The organism is Pedobacter sp. KLB.chiD (assembly GCF_047040275.1).
Lineage (GTDB): Bacteria > Bacteroidota > Bacteroidia > Sphingobacteriales > Sphingobacteriaceae > Pedobacter.
This window is the reverse complement of the sequence record NZ_CP178207.1, coordinates 3,143,743-3,162,176: the sequence shown is the minus strand read 5'-3', so window position 1 is coordinate 3,162,176 and position 18,434 is coordinate 3,143,743. Positions and strand designations below refer to the sequence as shown.

General features: G+C 37.7%; 16 protein-coding genes. 13 read left to right on the top strand and 3 right to left on the bottom strand.

Translation table 11 applies throughout. The features are described from left to right. The first annotated feature begins 31 nt into the window (after positions 1-31). The 8 genes from ACK1I8_RS12930 (at position 32) to ACK1I8_RS12895 (ending at position 9,494) form a co-directional block, all read left to right on the top strand. On the top strand, positions 32-1,837 hold the full coding sequence (locus ACK1I8_RS12930; RefSeq protein WP_412465787.1) for a type VI secretion system Vgr family protein: 1,806 nt from the start codon (positions 32-34) through the stop codon (positions 1,835-1,837). Between the two features lie 2 nt (positions 1,838-1,839). Continuing rightward, the gene (locus tag ACK1I8_RS12925) at positions 1,840-2,775 is read left to right on the top strand and encodes a hypothetical protein (RefSeq protein WP_412465786.1); all 936 of its coding nucleotides are present in this window, start codon (positions 1,840-1,842) and stop codon (positions 2,773-2,775) included. Positions 2,776-2,837: 62 nt separating this feature from the next. Continuing rightward, positions 2,838-3,389, top strand: a complete 552-nt coding sequence (locus ACK1I8_RS12920; RefSeq protein WP_412465785.1) for a hypothetical protein — start codon at positions 2,838-2,840, stop codon at positions 3,387-3,389. Beyond that, positions 3,386-4,684, top strand: a complete 1,299-nt coding sequence (locus ACK1I8_RS12915) for a hypothetical protein (protein ID WP_412465784.1) — start codon at positions 3,386-3,388, stop codon at positions 4,682-4,684. The genes ACK1I8_RS12920 and ACK1I8_RS12915 overlap by 4 nt, the downstream gene beginning before the upstream one ends. Before the next feature lie 382 nt (positions 4,685-5,066). Beyond that, on the top strand, positions 5,067-6,011 hold the full coding sequence (locus ACK1I8_RS12910) for a TIGR01212 family radical SAM protein (protein WP_412465783.1): 945 nt from the start codon (positions 5,067-5,069) through the stop codon (positions 6,009-6,011). A gap of 348 nt (positions 6,012-6,359) precedes the next feature. After that, positions 6,360-7,766, top strand: a complete 1,407-nt coding sequence (locus tag ACK1I8_RS12905) for an ammonium transporter (RefSeq protein WP_412465782.1) — start codon at positions 6,360-6,362, stop codon at positions 7,764-7,766. Between the two features lie 36 nt (positions 7,767-7,802). Then, positions 7,803-8,828, top strand: a complete 1,026-nt coding sequence (locus ACK1I8_RS12900) for a porin (protein WP_412465781.1) — start codon at positions 7,803-7,805, stop codon at positions 8,826-8,828. A gap of 87 nt (positions 8,829-8,915) precedes the next feature. Next, on the top strand, positions 8,916-9,494 hold the full coding sequence (locus tag ACK1I8_RS12895; protein ID WP_412465780.1) for a DUF4468 domain-containing protein: 579 nt from the start codon (positions 8,916-8,918) through the stop codon (positions 9,492-9,494). Positions 9,495-9,500: 6 nt separating this feature from the next. Here ACK1I8_RS12895 and ACK1I8_RS12890 read toward each other — a convergent pair whose 3' ends face one another. After that, positions 9,501-9,968, bottom strand: coding sequence for an SRPBCC family protein (locus tag ACK1I8_RS12890; RefSeq protein WP_412465779.1), 468 nt, complete (start codon positions 9,966-9,968; stop codon positions 9,501-9,503). A 244-nt stretch (positions 9,969-10,212) separates the two neighbouring features. Then, the gene (locus tag ACK1I8_RS12885; RefSeq protein ID WP_412465778.1) at positions 10,213-10,686 is read right to left on the bottom strand and encodes a ribonuclease H-like YkuK family protein; all 474 of its coding nucleotides are present in this window, start codon (positions 10,684-10,686) and stop codon (positions 10,213-10,215) included. 212 nt (positions 10,687-10,898) lie between these two features. Here ACK1I8_RS12885 and ACK1I8_RS12880 point away from each other — a divergent pair, with 212 nt between their 5' ends. The 5 genes from ACK1I8_RS12880 (at position 10,899) to ACK1I8_RS12860 (ending at position 16,359) form a co-directional block, all read left to right on the top strand. Beyond that, positions 10,899-11,117: a hypothetical protein gene (locus ACK1I8_RS12880; protein ID WP_293785971.1), complete on the top strand. Its 219-nt coding sequence runs from the start codon at positions 10,899-10,901 to the stop codon at positions 11,115-11,117. A 49-nt stretch (positions 11,118-11,166) separates the two neighbouring features. Then, a complete protein-coding gene (locus ACK1I8_RS12875; protein ID WP_412465777.1) occupies positions 11,167-12,471 on the top strand; it encodes a DEAD/DEAH box helicase in 1,305 nt (434 codons plus the stop codon). A gap of 190 nt (positions 12,472-12,661) precedes the next feature. After that, positions 12,662-12,895 carry a DUF1456 family protein gene (locus ACK1I8_RS12870; RefSeq protein WP_029274124.1) on the top strand — a complete coding sequence of 78 codons (234 nt, stop codon included), beginning with the start codon at positions 12,662-12,664 and terminating at the stop codon, positions 12,893-12,895. After that, positions 12,879-15,569 (top strand): TonB-dependent receptor, encoded by a 2,691-nt coding sequence (locus tag ACK1I8_RS12865; protein WP_412465776.1) that lies wholly within the window; start codon positions 12,879-12,881, stop codon positions 15,567-15,569. The genes ACK1I8_RS12870 and ACK1I8_RS12865 overlap by 17 nt, the downstream gene beginning before the upstream one ends. Before the next feature lie 58 nt (positions 15,570-15,627). Beyond that, positions 15,628-16,359, top strand: coding sequence for a GDSL-type esterase/lipase family protein (locus ACK1I8_RS12860; RefSeq protein WP_412465775.1), 732 nt, complete (start codon positions 15,628-15,630; stop codon positions 16,357-16,359). A 292-nt stretch (positions 16,360-16,651) separates the two neighbouring features. On the opposite strand, the gene ettA is transcribed toward ACK1I8_RS12860, so the two are convergent. Continuing rightward, the gene (ettA, locus tag ACK1I8_RS12855; RefSeq protein ID WP_412465774.1) at positions 16,652-18,331 is read right to left on the bottom strand and encodes an energy-dependent translational throttle protein EttA; all 1,680 of its coding nucleotides are present in this window, start codon (positions 18,329-18,331) and stop codon (positions 16,652-16,654) included. Positions 18,332-18,434: the final 103 nt, after the last annotated feature.

Here is an 18,434-nt window from a genome sequence, read left to right as displayed (position 1 = left end):
GAAAGTGCTACTGCAACAGTAACAGAACATTATGGAAAATAAACTTATCGTAGAAATTAGTATAGAAGATGCAGCAATTGCCCATTTTGCTTCTTTTAACCTGCTACAGGCTTTTAACCAACATCATTATTTTGAACTTCATTTTAACCACGATCAATTGGGTGCCCCTGGCTTGATCAGTTTAGATGACAGTCGCGATTTTGTGGGCAAAACCCTAACGGCTTCTTTTGGCTATTCGGCAGAAAACCTGCAGCATTTTGCCGGACTGGTTACAAAAGTAGAACTCTCGCAAAGTCATGGTTACCACGGCGTGCTTATTGTAAGTGGTTATAGTCCAACTATATTAATAGATCGCGGCCCCGATTTAGGCTCTTATTTGGATAAAGACCTTGATACCATTGTTAAGCTGGCTACAAATGATACACCAGCTAACGACCTTGCAATTGTAAGCAATGCATCACGAAAAGCAGCCATTGATTATCTTATACAATACCGCGAAAGCGATTTCGAGTTTCTTAACCGTTTATCAGGCGAATATCATGAGTGGTTTTACTATGATGGAAAGCAGCTTAACTTCGGTAAACCCGATAAGCAAAAAGAAGTATCGCTTTTTTATGGTCGCGATGTGTTCAACTTGCAATACGCAATGGAGGTTTCACCTATAAAGTACAAACGTTTTGCCTATAATCCTAAACAGGATGAAATGCTGCAAAGTGAAAGCACAGGCAAAGCCGATGGAAACCCGGATCTGGCGCATGCCATCAAGGCATCGAATACCATGTATAGCAAGACCTTCAATCAGCCATCCTTGATCAGGGTTGATAACAGCAACGACATCAAAAGTCATGTAGAAAATGAAGAAAAAGCGCAAATCAGCGAATTGTTAAAAATTAACGCCAGTGGCGATAATGCTCAGCTCAGTATTGGTAGCATCGCCGAAATTGCCATGAGCATCAGGAAAGAGCTTGCTTTTGCAACGGAGAGTCTGGGTAAATTTTTAATTACCAATATTAACCATCAGATAGATGGCACTGGTAAATACAGCAATACTTTCGAAGGTTTGGTAGCTACCACCGAGCGTATCATGGTTAGGAATTACCAGAAGCCTCAATCGGATATGCAGCTGGCCGATGTGATCGATAATGATGATCCGCAAGGGCAGGGCAGGGTGAAAGTTAAATTTAAATGGGAATGCCAAACAAACGATCCTACCGAGTGGCTGAGGGTAGTAAGTCCTAATGCCGGTAGCGGCGATACCGGGAAAAACAGGGGCTTTCATGTTATTCCGGAAAAAGGCGACCAGGTAGTGATTGCTTTCGAAGAAGGGAACGTAGCCAGGCCGGTGGTAATGGGTAGTGTATACCATGGTAAAAGTGGCGATAGCAGCGGCTTTAAAAACAGCAATACCAAAGGGCTTACTTCAAGAAAGGGAAGCAGCTTAAGTTTCGATGACCTTAACCATGCCTTAAATCTGGGTACCAATGCGGCAAATTTTGTCAAAATAGAAAACGGTCCGGGATCTATTACAGCACAATCTGCCGAAACAATTGTGATCCAAACCGGAGATAGCAGCATCACTTTAAAGAAAGACGGGACAATTGATATTATCGGAAAGATAATCAATATCCAGGGCAAGCAGGTAATTAATGCGAATGCAGGCGATAAGCCCGGCGATGCGGTAAATATTGGCAAAAACGCCACAACAGCGGTAACCATCGACACGAAAAATATAGATTCAAAAGCGAGCGATGGTATTACGGCAAATTCACAAACCACCATTTCGCTAACTTCAACAGGCGTACAAACCATTACAGGCAGTCAGGTAGATATAAATTAATTATGAGCAGATTTAAATTTTTTGATGAGGAAGAGGTTAAAGGTGCTTCTGGAAATGATTCAGCTACAAACATTTTTAACAGCAATGTTGAAAATATACCTAAACAGCAACATATAGAAGCCCGGTATCGTTGCGAACAACTGAACACAACGAAAGTTGAGGACCATATCAGTTTTCATTGTACAACAAAAAAACAATATCATTTACAATATGAAGATGCAGATAAAGTAAAAATCCATCTCGAGCAATTTTTATACAAAATTAATCCTGAAGTACTGAAAGATGCGATCACCGCTACTGAGCCATTGGAATACAGTAAAGAAAATGTAGCAGTTTCTTTAAGTAAGGATAATCATATTAATGGCATTCTTAATTTCGGTGAAATACAAAAGAAATGGAATGATTTTAAACCAGAATTAATGAAAACGGCTTTTTATAAATCATTACTGCAACATGATTTTAAAGCAGCAGAAAGTTTTATTAATGGTGGAGATACTGAATTTAGTACGCAGGAAAATCTGATAAAAACTTATGAAAAATCCTTCTTTTTTCATGTTCTTTTTAATGATTACGATCCATGGATTGATCGGGAACAAAAGCAGAGATTAAAGTTTTTCTCCCAGATATTTGTCAATATCCCCCTCGAACTGGAGTTAACACATGGAGTGATCGACGAAAACGACAAATTTGTTGAGATTATGACCGTAGGTAAATTGGTGAAAGAAAATTTAGATAATAAACTTTTGGAAGAACAATATGATAAATTTTATAAGCCAATGATCGAATACAATTTCACCGAGTATAACTATGAATACATCATCAGAAGAGTGGTAGACAAGAAAACAGCTTTGATTTTTAGCGCAAAGGCAAATTTAAAAGAAGAAGTAAAGTATAACTATCAGTTTATTACGCAGTTTGATTTAAAGAAATTAGATTAAAACGTTCAATAGTAAATAAAGTCTGGCAAATTTTTATCCCGGTATCAGTACTAGCTATCATTATGATGAAACATGAAAATAATAAAGATTTTGAGTTTAAGGAAATTATTTCATTAAGGCCTTTATTGATAAGCTTAATCGTATTAGTGGTATTGGTTTTATGCATGGTTTTGTATTATCTCGTAATGGGGCTTAATTTTAAGCTGTCTTTCGTGATGATCACTTTTGCGATAATGGTTTTAGGTGTAATGCTAATTCTCAAGGCGAATTCTTCTACAGTAAGTTTTTCCTTTACGAAAGATTCGCTTATTGTTAATATTGGTAGCAGTATGATTGTTTATGCTAAGCAAGATATAATAGGATTATATAGTTTGAATTATAATCTTTCTAAATCATCAAGAATAGCATTTGAAATACTTCTTCAAGATGGCAGGTCACTTTATTTTTCTGATGTAGAATTTAATGATAAAAAAGAAGCATCAAAACATGCTGCATTAAAAAGGTTTCTTAATACATTTTTGAAAGAAGTTGATTTACCTGAATTTAAAAAAATAAGATCATTAAATCTCCATAGAATGGGGCAATATTTTTACTACAAAACCAATAAAATATGAGCGCATCCTATATTCCTAAAAATGTTTATGCGGTCTGTACCTTTCAAACAGATGGTACACCACGAAAATTTGTAGATACCCGATCAGAGATCAGTGTTTTTTATAGCAAGGGCTCCAGAACGTTATTAACTGTTGATGATAAAAACATCGATAAAGAATTTCCCTGTAAAAGCCCGAAGAATGCAATGTGGAGCTTCTTAGCCTTTGGTGCAGGTTTATTGTTGGGTGCTGCACTTCTTGCATTAGGACCTGTAGGTTGGCTCATTGTAGGTGTAGTTGCTGCTACGAGTATAGGATTGGGCGTTTATCATGCTACTCAGATTAGTCACAAATGTTCAGGTTCATTGGAAAAGGGTAATTGGAAAATCGAACATCCAACCGTCAGGTTTAATAAAAAAAATGCCATTACACAAAATTCGATGTTGATATGTGATGCCGGAGGAATTCTTTCTCCAATTTTTAGTCAGTCTGTAGCAGAAAAATATGCTAAGAAAATCGATTCACTCAATAATAAGGAAATATGGGCCAATGGAATAGCTTCATTTTTTGGTGGTGCCGGTGCGGTTTTAGCATTTGGTGAAGCAGTTGGTGTATGGGGTGTTACAAAAGTGGCTTTGTGGATGGGTGGAACTATGGGGGCAGTAACAGTAGGTTCTTATGGTGAAAAGGAACTTATCCGTTCAACAGCGTTAAGTGATAATCAACATTATCAAAATATGAATGATGTTGATAATAACGAGCTTCTACCCGGATATCTTACCGATCCAGCCGGATCAACACCCGGTGATTTAGGTAGTCCGGATATACTGGAAGTTGATGGTAAAACAGGTTGGTTTGCCAAAGATCCCGAGGGAAAGTTAATTGTTTTTTTTAATGGAAAGCAGTATGTAAAAAATATTAAAGGCAATTACACTGAGCTTAAACAAGGATCTCAATTGGCAAATGATTTAAAAAAAATCGAAAATGTCAATCCAAGGGAAATGTATAAAAACCCCGATGCACAGCAGATCGTTAAAGATATCAGGCAGGGCAAATATTCTGATAACCTTGTAAAATCATCTATTGACGGAAACCAGGTGGTAAGGCCTAGAGATCTTAATAAAGTTCTACCGGATATTCGTACAGTCAAACTTCAAAATGTAAAAAATCTTGGTGAGTTAACCGTTAAAGGCGGTGGTTTGATTGCTTTTGCATTTCCCTTTGTTGCCACCTGGTTTTCGGAACAGGCAAGAATGGAATTGGCTAATGCAATGGCTGAGGATATGAATAATGGTATTGCAGTAGTAAGTGGATAACCGTCTTTAAAATAAATAAATGCAAAAAAGCGGGGTAAAACAAACTGTGCCAAAAGTTGACATTCCTAACTTAGCATACGGTTTGTTTTATATTCCCCCTCAATTCTATGCGGTAGGATTTCCAAATTGTTTACAGGTAATATTTGATTGTTTTAAGTATTCAATTTTTATCAAATAACTAAAACCGAGGTTGCTGCAAAGCTGTTGCTCCGCTAACCGCTAACCGCTAACCGCTAACCGCTAACCGCTAACCGCTAACCGCTAACCGCTAACCGCTAACCGCTAACCGCTAACCGCAAATTGTAGGCTCAATCTCACATCTGATGTCTAATATCTCAATTCCAACCGCGCGTCTCAAACAAAAAGCGTATTTTTGTAACCAATGGGAACACTAGTAGATTCAGGGATAAAGGGTTATAAAAATTACGGAACATACCTGCGCGAAAAGTATAAAGGGCAGCGTGTATTTAAGGTAATTGTGGATGGCGGTTTTACCTGTCCGAACCGGGATGGGAGCAAAGGATTTGGCGGCTGCACCTATTGCAATGTAGATTCTTTTACACCAGAGCCTTCACGTCAACATCCGAATATCAAAGATCAGCTCGCCGAAGGAATGTTCAGGGCCAAAACCTCTTATAAGGCCGATAAATACATTGTTTATTTTCAGCCCAACACCAATACCTATGCGCCCGTGCATTATTTAAAAATGATGTATGATGAGGCCTTGTCCGTAAATACCGAAGATATTGTGGGTTTTGCAGTAGGCACACGGCCTGATTGTATCGATGCCGAAAAAGTGGCGCTGTTGGAAAGTTATACCGATCGTTTCGATGTAGATTTAGAAATGGGTATGGAATCGATCTATGATGAAACCCTTGATCAAATCAACAGAGGTTGCAGTCATGGCGAATTTATAGCAGCGGTAGAACTTTTAAAAGACAGTAAACTCGATCTTTGCGTGCATACCATTTTTGGTTTCCCCTGGGAAACGAGAGAGCAGATGTATGGTTATATTCACGAAATTAACCGTTTTCCACAGATTAAGTTTGTCAAGTTCCATCATCTTCATATTGTAGAAGGATCGATAATGGGTGCCAGGTACAAAAAAGAACCCTTTAAATTATTTTCGCTCGAAGAATATACTGATTTACTTTGTGAGTTAATTCCTTTATTGCGTCCGGACATTGTTATTCAACGGCTATTTGGTATTTCAGATTGGGATTTGCTCATTGCACCCAATTGGGGACTTAATAAATCCGCAATTCAGACTTATATGGATAAAGAAATCGAAAAAAGAGGGGTTGTTCAGGGATCTGCATATTTTTAGTGAAAAGTTAAATTTTTACGCTTTTTTCTAATAAAACCTATGAAATTTCATAGGTTTTTTTGTTTTCAATCGATTTTTAACCTGATTTTGGGTTTAATTTGATTAAAATAATATCATATTGGGTTAATATCTGATTTTGTTTTTACTAAAAACGTCTGTTAAAAACAGATGTATTTTTCATTATTTTCATTTTAACGGTTAATTTTTGTGTTGTTTTATAAAAATTATTCATTTTTATTAAAAAAATTCAATTAAATGATGTAAAAATTGGGAGATGTAGTATTTTTATAAAAATTAATCAAGTATATTTCAATTATTTACTACTACAAACAAATTAAGCTAAAAACTATGAGTAAATTATCCTTTAAACAGTATGCGCCTTTTGCGATATTGATGATTGTCGCAATTTTCGCTCTATTTATTCCACTTCTTCCTAATTTTGATGAGGGCAAATACAGTGGACCAGACATTGCATTTATATTAATCGCGGCTGCACTTGTGTTTTTGATGACTCCGGGTCTCGCATTCTTTTATGGTGGAATGGTTCACCGTAAAAATGTGTTGTCTACCATGATCAAAAGTGTGGTAGCAGCAGGTGTAATTACCGTTTTATGGACAGTAGTGGGATTTAGCTTAGCCTTTGGAGATACTATTGGCGGTTTTATCGGAAATCCATCAACGTTTTTGTTTTTTAAAGGGGTAAATTCTGGAGCGCCACACCTTCAGGGAGGAGCAGACTTAACCATTCCGCTCTCTTTATTTGCTGTGTTTCAGTTAATGTTTGCCATCATTACACCAGGTTTAGTAGTTGGTGCTGTTGCAGAGCGTATACGCTTTACTTCCTATATATTGTTTATTGTTTTATTTGCCATATTCGTTTATTCTCCATTAGCCCACTGGACATGGCATCCTCAAGGTTTCTTATTGAAGATGGGGGTATTGGATTTTGCGGGTGGTACGGTGGTGCACATTTCTGCTGGTATGGCTGCTTTAGCTGGTGCATTGGTGCTGAAACGCAGAAAATCTCACTTAGAGCATAAAGAAGTTCCTCCTGCTAACATTCCTTATGTTTTAATTGGTACTGGTTTATTATGGTTTGGTTGGTTCGGTTTTAACGCTGGTTCGGCATTAAGTGCAGGTAGTTTAGCTGTTTCTGCATTTTTAACAACCAATACCGCTGCAGGTGCTGCAGGTTTATCCTGGATGTTTTTTGATGTTGCAAGAGGCAAAAAACCATCTGTTTTAGGTTTTTGTATCGGAGCAGTAGTGGGTTTGGTAGCCATTACGCCAGGTGCAGGTTTTGTGAGTATTTCATCAAGTGTATTTATTGGTGCCATTGCCGCAGTTATCTCCAATCTTGTAGTTTCATGGAAACAAAAAACCAGTTTGGATGATACATTAGATGTTTTTCCATGCCACGGTGTTGGTGGTATTGTAGGGATGTTGTTAACTGGTGTTTTTGCAACCAAAACTGTTAATGCTGCCGGTGCTGATGGCTTATTTTATGGTAATCCTGCTTTTTTCATTATCCAATTAAAGGGGGCTCTGATTGTAATCGCATTCAGTTTCGTTGTATCATTCATAATCTTTAAACTGGTGAACCTTATCAATCCAATCAGGGTTTCTGAAGAGGAAGAAGAACTTGGTTTAGATGCTTCTCAACATGATGAGAAATACTCTCAAGGTACTTTACTGGTAGAAGAACGTGCCATCTATATCGAAAGAAATAGTCCAATAACAGAACCAATTTCTTAAAGATTTTATATATCTAAACTCAAATCAAGCTCAAACATGAAGAAATTTTTAACCGCTATTTTCGCAATGGCCAGCACTACGTGTGCCCTGGCTCAGGAGACCGAATCATCTCCACTTGAAATTTCAGGATCGGTAGATACCTATTTTAAGTATGATTTTGCGAAAAACCCTTTAAATGCCAAAACATCTTTTGTAACCGATCACAATTCCGTTTCACTTGGAATGATTGATATTGCACTGAAGAAAAAAACAGGCAAAGCCTCTTTTGTAGGGGAACTTTCTTTTGGTCCGAGAGGACAATCACAATCTATACCTGATGCTGCGGCTAATGGTTCATCCTTTAATATTCAGAATTTGTATGTTAACTACGATTTTACGGATGAATTTAGTATGACAGCTGGTTATATGGGTACCTTTATCGGATATGAAGTAATCTCACCCGTTGGAAACTTCAACTATTCCACCTCTTATTTATTTACAAATGGTCCTTTCCAGAATGCCGGTATTAAAGCAACCTATAAATTCTCTGATAAAGTAAGTTTAATGGCGGGTTTGTTTAACGATTGGAATGTTTATTCAGCAACCAGAGGTGTTTCGGCTATTGGTGGGCAGCTAATGGTTGCTCCGGTTGAAGGTTGGATAGCTTATATCAATGCTTTATCTGGTGCCGGCTTTGGTGGTTACGGAACAATTGTGGACTTAACTACCGCTTATCAGATTACAGATAATTTTAAATTGGCTTTAAATGCGGCCAATTATGATATTAAAGATAATTCGGTACCTGGAAGTTATGCCGGCGCAGCATTATATCCACAATATGCGGTATCAGATGCGGTGACTTTGGGTTTAAGGGGCGAGTATTTTAAATTAAAAGCAGCAGGCGTAGTTCCGGAAACCACTTTTACTGCGGTTACGCTTACTGCCAATATCAAATCTGGCGGTTTAACTTTTATTCCAGAGGTGCGGTTAGACCATAATAAAGACAAACCTTTCTTTAACAAAAGTGGGGCGGCTGCACCAAATGGTGGCCAGTTTTCGCTGGCAGCTGTTTATGCTTTTTAAGAAAATAAAGTTAAAAAATATGAAGCCGTCCTGGTGTAAAATCGGGATGGCTTTTTTATCTTTAATTTTATCTCTTAATTTATTTCCATGAAATATATTCTTCTTGCTATTTTTATCATTTTTTCGGTTAATTTATCCGCGCAGCAAAAGCAGTTTTCTAAAGATGAAAACGGTAAATTGATCTATTATCAGGTGGTAGATTCACAATTGGTGGATAAAGATACTTTAATGCAAAGAGCCAGATCTTTTGTTAACGTGGTTTATAAAAAATCGATGAAACTGGAAGGTAGTACTGACTCTTCCCTGTTAGCCAAGGGACTAATGGTGATAGATAAGACTATTTTGGTTGCTGGTCATCCCAGTGGCGAGATTAATTACAATTTTGTTTTTGAGGCGCGAAAAGGTAAATACAGATTTTGGTTAACCGATATGCTGTTTATTCCCTACCAGAGAGACCGCTATGGCAATTTTGTGCCAACCACAACAATTGGTGTGCCATTAGAGCGTACACCTGGTAAGCTTGGGATTGGTGCATGGAAAGACATTTTAAGCAGCGCCTATAATAAAGTCGAAAAATTTGGCGATGAATTTAAAAGATATCTGGCCACCAGTAAGGTAGGGAAAACGAAAAAGAAAACAGAAACCATTTCGACCAACAAGTGGTAAGTAAAGCTAAAACTTACCAAATAATTCCTCAACCTTTTGATAGCGGAACTTAAAAATTTCGTTGATCCTATTTTTTACCACCAGGGCATTGGCAATAATGCCAATTGGTCCCCAGCCAATGCTATAATGTAAAACATCGCGCATCAATACACCGCCATCTATTTTTTCAAAATGATGTTGGTGATGCCAAAATGCAAATGGACCAAAACGCTGTTCATCTATAAAATATTCTTTATCCTTAACATGCGTAATTTCGGTTACCCAATTTAATTTAATGCCGAACAAAGGAGAAACTTTATAGGTAATGATTAAACCTGGATACATTTTGGTTTTGGCTATATTTGGCGAGGTCACATCAAAGGCCATGTTTTGCGGGGTAATTTCGGCCAGGTTCATTGGTGAAGAAAAAAAATCCCATGCAATATCTAAATCGATAGGCAGTTTTTGGGTGAATTCCAGTCGGTATGTTTTCAATTTTTTATTTTAAAGCAAAACAACAAAATGGTGATTTTGTTGGAGTTTAATGGCGAAGTTTACCTGGTGAAACGCAAAAATGAACATCAGTCATCCTTATTGCCTTAAAAGTAACGGTGTATTCATGTTAGCTGTAACCCTAAGTTTCTTTAATTCCTAACATTAAAGTATTAAACTTCTTACCCAGGGCATGCATACCCCCATACTAATTCCATCATCCCTCTCTCATCATACATTTTCCCTTTCAATGCACCATTTTATCGGCGCAGGTAGAGCTGGCAAATGCCTCCGGTTTAGCTTTGAAAATAAAACCCATACTTAAAATATAACCCATGGCATCATTTAAGGCTTTGTTGGATTTAAATGATGGATTGGTATTGATATCGGCATGGACTTCAAGTGCCACATCGTAAATATCAAGTAAATCGCAAATGGAATAGGCTGTTTCAATAGATTTCTGCACTTCCATCAACATTCTTTCTTTGATACTCACCTGCTGGGTACTTTTTTCCTGGTTGATGTACATAAATCCGCCATGATGTTCTCTCAAGAGCACAATTACGGTGGCGAAATCGGTTACTGCACCTTTAACCTGTGAATCGGTGCCGATGCAAACTTTAAGTTTATAGCCTTTTTCACTTTCTCTGATGATCGCATTTTCTATTTCTTCGAGGATGGAAGACTGAATAATTTCACCACTAAATTTTTTCCACGTCATACACTGTTTTTTTAAGGTTAACGAATGGTAATCAGGTTTTTATAAAAATAAGCGCTAAAAATTAAATAGTTGTTAAGACAGCGTTGTTTATTTGCTAACAAAAAGTTAGTTATCAACAAGTTAGTAATAATACTTCAGATGAAATCTTATTTTTTGAAACAAATCACTATTGGGTCCGTTAATATTTATACATTTATTAAAATTTGTTAATTATGAGAGCAGAATTAATTCAAGAACTCCAGTTATTACAAAATAGCAGAGCAAATAAATTTGTAGATGAATTAACTGACAGAATTTTATCATCAGTTGATGCCGTTAACGAGAAGGTGTTATCTTCCATGTCTAAACGCGGTAGCATGTTAATGTTGCTTGATAAAAGACTTAATTTTTCTACCCTCCGTAAATTGCGGAGGAGATTTTTCAGACCCTAACTCAGCGTGCCGTTTCTGCCCTGAAGAGAAATGATTACCTTTATGGCTGATGATGGAAAATGCTTTAAAAAAATTAAACATTTCTGCACTTAACGAGATGCAGGAAGCTTCTTTAAAAGCCGCCAAGACTGGTAAAGATGTAATATTGATCGCGCCAACGGGTTCGGGGAAAACGTTGGCCTTTTTATTACCATTGCTATCCAATTTGAAAACCGGAGTGAAAGGCGTACAGGCTTTGGTTTTAGTGCCATCAAGGGAACTTGCCCTGCAAATTGAGCAGGTTTTTAAACAGATGGGTACATCTTTTAAGGTAAACTGTTGTTATGGAGGCCATGCGGTAAGGGTAGAAAAAAATAACCTTGCACACCCTCCAGCTGTTTTAATCGGAACGCCCGGTAGGATAGCTTATCATCTGGAACATCAGAACTTTGATGAATCTTTTATTGAAACTTTAGTTTTAGATGAATTTGATAAAGCGCTGGAGTTTGGCTTTGAAAACGATATGTCTTACATTATTGGTACACTATTTTCATTAAAGCAGCGTATACTCACTTCCGCTACCAAAATGGAAGAAATTCCGGCTTTTGTAAAGTTAAATACACCTATTGAAGTTGATTTTTCAAAAAATATACAAGTAAAACCAGATCTAAAACTCAAAAAAATAACTGCACCGGCCGCTGATAAATTAGATTACCTCTTTAGGTTACTCAGTAAAATTGGCAATAAAAATACACTGGTTTTCTGCAACCACAGGGAAACAGTAGATCGGATCAGTGATTTACTGTTCGAAAATGGATTGGGGCATGATGTTTTTCATGGTGGAATGGAGCAGTTCGATCGTGAAAAGGCGTTGCTTAAATTTAGAAACGGGAGCCATAGAATTTTAATTACAACAGATCTGGCTGCCCGTGGTCTCGATATTCCGGAAGTAGAACACATTGTTCATTATCAATTGCCCTATACCGAAGATGCTTATATCCACCGCAATGGCCGCACAGCACGTATGCATGCCAAAGGTACCGCATTTGCCATTTTGACTGGCGAAGAAAACTACAAATACCTGCCTGAAGATATAGAAGAAGAGGTTTTGGACAACCATTATACTTTACCCGAAGAAAGTGATTGGGTGACCTTATACCTGGCTCATGGAAAGAAAGATAAAATTAATAAAATCGATATTGTAGGTCTGTTTTTACAAAAGGGCGATTTAGCAAAAAATGATTTGGGGTTGATAGAAGTAAAAGATACCAGCAGTTATGTTGCTATAAAAAGAAGCAAGGTAAGCCAATTGTTAAAAAAACTAAATGGCGAAAAAATAAAAGGCAAGAAACTTAAATTAGCAATTGCGAGTTGAGGTTTTTGATGCAATAATCTGTTTGTTCATTAGTCATTGGTTCATTGTTCATTGGTTCATTGTTCACTGATCATTCATAATCCCCAATTTGAGCTTTCTTAATTAAAATTTTTTCACCTTTGCAACATTTCAATTTTAAAACGTTCTAACATAACATTCATCAGGCAATCATTCCATAAACTCAAATTATATGAGCAACAACGATATATTAAAAAAACTAAGGGTAGCCTTATCACTAAAAACAGAAGATATCATAACCATTTGTGACCTGGTTGGATTTAAGGTAACCAAGGCGGAGCTGGGCGATATTTTCAGGAATGAAGATCACGAGAACTTTAAACCTTGCGGCGATCAGATCCTGCGTAATTTTTTAAACGGTCTTGTGATTTACAAAAGAGGTCCGAGGGATGAGAAAAAGCAATAATTTATGCTTTTTATTATTTTTTATACTGATCATATTTTCTTTTAATGCTCTCGCACAGTCTCAGTTTAAAATAAGTGGCCATGTAATCGATTCTTTGAAAAAGCCTGTTGAAGGCGTAAGCATTCGATTGATTACGGATCAGGATACCCTCCGCACCAATTCTGATGCGAAGGGAAACTTTGTATTTTTAAAAGTATCCCGTGCTAAGTTTTACCTTTCCATTACGGCACTAGGTTTTAAGCCTTTTGCTTCTGTCCACGAAGTCGAAGATTCAGAAAAAAACATTGTTTTAGACCCTGTAATGCTCCGGATGGATGCAATCCATCTGGAAGATGTGCAGGTTAAAGTAAAAGTAGATCCCATTAAAATCAAAAAAGATACTATTGAGTATGATGCAAGGGCTTACATGATAAGAGAAAATGATAAAGTGGAAGACCTGCTCAGGCAATTACAGGGTATCGAGATTGACGCAAAAGGTGCCGTTACCGCTATGGGAAAAAAAATGATCAAACTGCGGGTAAACGGTGAGGATTTTTTCACTAACAATGTAGAAGATTACATCAAACAATTACCAGCAGATATTATTGCCAAGCTACAGGTTATTGACGATTATGGTGATGAAGCTAATTTTACAGGTATTAAAACCGGCACGCCACAAAAAATGTTAAATCTGGTTACTAAGCCAGGTTTGGGTAAAGGTGTTTTTGGTGGTGTAGATCTGAATTCAGCTACAAGTAATGCGCATCATTTAAGCGCTAATGGAAATATATGGAAAAACACCAGGCAAATAGGCTTTGGTGGTCGTTATGGAATAACCAATAATGAATTTTCCAGATTGAACAATGGTGCCTTAAATGGCAACATTAGAGATAAAATTTCGAAAGGATTTAGTGTTCATGGTAGTTACGATTTTAGTAATGGAACCAACAGATCAATTCAAAGTAATTACCTTGAAACTTTTAATCCGCAGGGAACCATTTATGATCTAAGGGAAAGTACCAATTATTCCAATTCGTTAGCCAATAACATTAACCTCGGCTTAAACGGCTCCACAGCTAAAAATTACTTCAATATTTCTCTCGCCGGCACACTGGCAGATACCCGGAATGATGCCGTTTCAACTTCAAATAAAACCGGGATAATCAGACAGGATTTAAGTTCTAATTCAGGCTCCAGGAACAGCAGTCCTAATCTTAATGGAAGCATCAACTGGTCGCGGCGTTTATCCAATAATAAACGCTCACTATCCATGGGCTTTAACTTTGGTACTAATGGCGGAAATAACAGTACCAGCATTAATGATATGATCCGTTATTATAATGAAACGACTAACATATTGCTTAAAGATTCAATTTTAAACCGATTGGTCGATAATAGTACCTCAAGTTCAAATTTTGGCGGCAATATTCAGTTTTCAAATTCCCTAAAGAAAGCAAACGATAGTACCGGATATAACTTTATCAATGTATCTTATCGCTTTATGGTGAGCAGAAGCCGTAACCAGCAGACAACTACGGTTAAAAATCCATTTGGAAACAGTTTTATTGTCGATTCGCTCGGACAGGATTATGTTTCGAATTTCATCAATCAGAATATCAGTATCGGTTATAATGCAAATAAAAACCGGCTCAGTTATAATTTTGGGGTTAATTTTTCGCCAAGTATTATAATTGGTCAGTATCGCGATACGGGACAGAAGCTTAAAAACTACCAGTTAAATTTTTCGCCTTTGGCCAATCTAAGTTATCAGATCAAAGACAATGAAGATTTAAGTTTTGACTACATTGGCTACACCAGTTCACCCGATTTTAATAAACTGCAGCCTATCAGAAATAATAATGACGTTCAGAACCAGATTATCGGTAATCCTGATCTTAAGGCAACATCGAGCCACACGGCTGATTTAAGTTATAATAAATTTGGGCTTAAATCGGGTTTGAGCATGTTGGTTAACTTATCGGCTACTTTTGCCATTAACAGCGTGGTGAGCAATACGGTTTTTCTCAGAGATACGCTAAACAGTTTGAAACAGCAGACAACCTACGAAAATGTAAACGGTATTTACAATATTGGCGCGAATTACTCTGTAAACAAAAGGTTGTTGGATAACAGGCTTTCCTTAGCTATAGATGGAAACATTTCCTACAGCCACAATGTTTTTTATACCGATAACGTACTGAACCGTAGCAAAGGTATTAATGTTTCTAACGCTTTCAAAGTTAACCTCAACCATAAAAAATATGCCTTTAATACCAGTGCATCTTATAGTTTTAGTTCCAATACTTATTCCATAATGAACCAGAACATTAAAAATGTACAGGTAGTAGCCCTGAGCGGAAGTGCAAGCTGGATTCCAAGTAAACGCTTCAGGGTAAATGCATCAGCCTCTAAAAGTCTGAATTTTGGATATAGCTTATATGCCGGTAATCCATTACTGGTCAATTTGGGATTGAATACTTCTTTCCTGAAAGATAATAGATTGCTATTCTCTGTTCAGGCGAATGATCTGTTTAATCAGGGCGCGCTATTCAGCACCACTATTTCCAATAACTCCATTTCAGAGAACAGAACAAGGTTTATCAGCCGCTTTATACAAGCAACATTAAGTTATAACCTCAGACATTTTGGTAGTAAAAACGGTAGGTTAAACAGTAACATTAATGCTGAAGAATAAATAGTTAAATCCAGATTAATTAGTTTTAACGTTTGGTTAAATTACCCATTTTTACCTTATGAATAAAATCCTGCTTTTTATTTTATTGATTTCTGGTAGTGCCGTATTCGCACAAGATCAACACGGCTCATTAGACACCAAAGCTGAAAAAGAAAATTTTAGCGACGATTGGGCTGCGTTAACCAAGTATCAGAAAGAAAATGAACTTTTACCGCTACCAACTAAAAAAGAAAAAAGGGTGGTGTTTCTGGGAAGTTCTATTTTCGAATTCTGGAAACAGAAAGATCCCGGATATTTTAGCCGGAATAATTATGTGGATAGGGGAATAAGCGGACAGATTTCTGCCCAGTTGCTGATCCGTTTTCGGCAGGATGTGATTAACCTTAAGCCTAAGGTAGTAATTATTCTGGCAGGTAGTAACGATATTGCAGGCAATACAGGCCACGTTACGATAGATAAGATTTTGGATAACGTTAAATCTATGGCAGAACTGGCAACGTTACACCGTATTAAGGTGATACTTTGTAAATATCTGCCGGTTTACGAATATCCATGGAACAAACGCATCAAGGCAGCCGATAGTATTGTGGGTTTGAACGAAAAAATTGAAGCCTACGCCAAAGAGCGGAAATATACTGTGTTGGATTATTGGACACCTTTGGTAGATGAAAGAAAGGGGCAGCGCGCTGAGTTAACACTTGATGGTGTCCATCCTAACCTGGCGGGTTATAAAATTATGGAATTGGTAACTGATGCTGCGGTAAAAAAGGCTTTCAAAAACAAGCGCTAGAAAGTTCATTGGCCATGAGTTCATTGGTTGGCATAATGCAGAAATCTGAGCGTTTTAGATCAAAACTACATTCTTTTATGTCAAGGGCTGGACCATTCTGTTTTAAAGTCAGTGTTCTGGCTTGGTCAGTGGAATCCGAATCCCGAGAGCTAGCTATTGGGATGTTAGGCCGGATTTTAGTAGAACGGATATAAATTGTGAAGGTCTTGCCAGATGGTGGTGCATAATTTTGCAAGGCGTTCATTAACAGGTAATATATAGGCTGCATCACATTTGTGATGCAGCCTATTTTTTAATCTAATTTTTTATATCTGATGCGTTTCGGGGTTACATCACCTAAACGTTTTTTACGGTTTTCTTCGTAATCTGAGTAGTTACCTTCGAAGAAATAAACTTCAGAATTACCTTCAAAAGCCAGGATGTGGGTACAGATTCTATCCAAAAACCACCTGTCGTGACTGATCACTACGGCACAACCACCAAAATTTTCTAGAGCTTCCTCCAGCGCACGTAAAGTATTTACGTCGATATCGTTGGTTGGCTCATCCAGTAACAATACATTGGCCCCTTTTTTTAAGGTAATGGCTAAGTGTACGCGGTTACGTTCACCACCTGACAGAATGCCAACTTTTTTCTGCTGATCGCCACCATTAAAGTTGAACTTCGAAACATAAGCACGGCCATTAACGGCTTTGGTACCCAATTGGATATTGTCTAATCCATCAGTAATATTTTCGTAAACGGTTTTATCGGCATCTAAATCGTTGTGCATCTGATCTACATAACCCAATTCAACCGTTTCTCCTACACGGAAAGTACCGGCATCTGCTTCTTCCTGTCCGGTAATTAAACGGAACAAAGTGGTTTTACCTGCGCCATTGGGGCCAATAATACCGACAATACCTGCCGGAGGAAGAGAAAAATTTAAATTATCGAACAGTACTTTATCACCATAAGCTTTGGTAACATTGGTGGCTTCAATAACCACGTTGCCCAAACGCGGACCTGGAGGGATAAAGAGTTCTAGTTTTTCTTCCCTTTCCCTGCCATCTTCAGACGCTAATTTATCGTAGTTGGCAATACGTGCCTTAGATTTTGCATGGCGTGCTTTTGGCGCCATACGCACCCATTCGAGCTCGCGCTCTAAAGTTTTCTGGCGTTTGCTCTCGGTTTTTTCTTCCTGTGCCAAACGTTTTGCTTTCTGGTCTAACCAACTACTGTAATTGCCTTTCCATGGAATACCTTCACCACGATCTAATTCTAAAATCCATCCGGCAACGTTATCCAGGAAATATCTATCGTGTGTAACGGCAATAACGGTTCCTTCATAATTTTGCAGGAACTGCTCTAGCCAATCGATACTTTCGGCGTCTAAGTGGTTGGTAGGCTCATCCAACAATAATACATCAGGGTGTTGTAGCAATAAACGGCACATCGCCACACGGCGGCGTTCACCACCTGATAATACGCTGATTTTGGTGTCGGGATCCGGGCAACGTAAAGCATCCATGGCCCTTTCCAGTTTCGAATCAATTTCCCATGCACCCAGAGAATCGATTTTATCCTGTAGTTCTCCTTGTCTGGCCATTAACTTATCCATTTTGTCTGGATCAGAATAGTTTTCTTCCAAACCGAAAGCCTCATTCACTTCTTCATATTCTTTTAAAATGGCGGTAACTTCAGCAACACCTTCTTCAACTACCTCACGAACGGTTTTTTCTGGATCCAGGATCGGCTCTTGTGCCAAATAACCTACTGAATAACCAGGAGAGAAAACAACCTCACCCTGGTAAGATTTATCCAGGCCGGCAATAATTTTTAAAAGCGATGACTTACCAGAGCCATTTAAACCGATTACTCCGATTTTGGCACCGTAAAAGAAAGAAAGGTAAATATTTTTTAAAACCTGTTTTTGTGGCGGGTAAATTTTATTTACACCAGCCATTGAAAATATTATTTTCTCGTCAGACATGTTAATTTTTTGTATTTAGCTTATTTAATGACACTATTGTTTTCGAAACGGGATTGATCAGAATTAGAAATCTGCTTTTTTAAATGATCCGATTGGCGAAAGC

What these genes read in the sequence shown, in the direction of transcription:
- ACK1I8_RS12930 (WP_412465787.1), top strand. Translation starts at nt 32, where the DNA reads ATGGAAAATAAACTTATCGTAGAAATTAGTATAGAAGATGCAGCAATT.
- ACK1I8_RS12925 (WP_412465786.1), top strand. Translation starts at nt 1,840, where the DNA reads ATGAGCAGATTTAAATTTTTTGATGAGGAAGAGGTTAAAGGTGCTTCT.
- ACK1I8_RS12920 (WP_412465785.1), top strand. Translation starts at nt 2,838, where the DNA reads ATGATGAAACATGAAAATAATAAAGATTTTGAGTTTAAGGAAATTATT.
- ACK1I8_RS12915 (WP_412465784.1), top strand. Translation starts at nt 3,386, where the DNA reads ATGAGCGCATCCTATATTCCTAAAAATGTTTATGCGGTCTGTACCTTT.
- ACK1I8_RS12910 (WP_412465783.1), top strand. Translation starts at nt 5,067, where the DNA reads ATGGGAACACTAGTAGATTCAGGGATAAAGGGTTATAAAAATTACGGA.
- ACK1I8_RS12905 (WP_412465782.1), top strand. Translation starts at nt 6,360, where the DNA reads ATGAGTAAATTATCCTTTAAACAGTATGCGCCTTTTGCGATATTGATG.
- ACK1I8_RS12900 (WP_412465781.1), top strand. Translation starts at nt 7,803, where the DNA reads ATGAAGAAATTTTTAACCGCTATTTTCGCAATGGCCAGCACTACGTGT.
- ACK1I8_RS12895 (WP_412465780.1), top strand. Translation starts at nt 8,916, where the DNA reads ATGAAATATATTCTTCTTGCTATTTTTATCATTTTTTCGGTTAATTTA.
- ACK1I8_RS12885 (WP_412465778.1), bottom strand. Translation starts at nt 10,686, where the DNA reads ATGACGTGGAAAAAATTTAGTGGTGAAATTATTCAGTCTTCCATCCTC.
- ACK1I8_RS12880 (WP_293785971.1), top strand. Translation starts at nt 10,899, where the DNA reads ATGAGAGCAGAATTAATTCAAGAACTCCAGTTATTACAAAATAGCAGA.
- ACK1I8_RS12875 (WP_412465777.1), top strand. Translation starts at nt 11,167, where the DNA reads ATGATGGAAAATGCTTTAAAAAAATTAAACATTTCTGCACTTAACGAG.
- ACK1I8_RS12870 (WP_029274124.1), top strand. Translation starts at nt 12,662, where the DNA reads ATGAGCAACAACGATATATTAAAAAAACTAAGGGTAGCCTTATCACTA.
- ACK1I8_RS12865 (WP_412465776.1), top strand. Translation starts at nt 12,879, where the DNA reads ATGAGAAAAAGCAATAATTTATGCTTTTTATTATTTTTTATACTGATC.
- ACK1I8_RS12860 (WP_412465775.1), top strand. Translation starts at nt 15,628, where the DNA reads ATGAATAAAATCCTGCTTTTTATTTTATTGATTTCTGGTAGTGCCGTA.
- ettA (WP_412465774.1), bottom strand. Translation starts at nt 18,331, where the DNA reads ATGTCTGACGAGAAAATAATATTTTCAATGGCTGGTGTAAATAAAATT.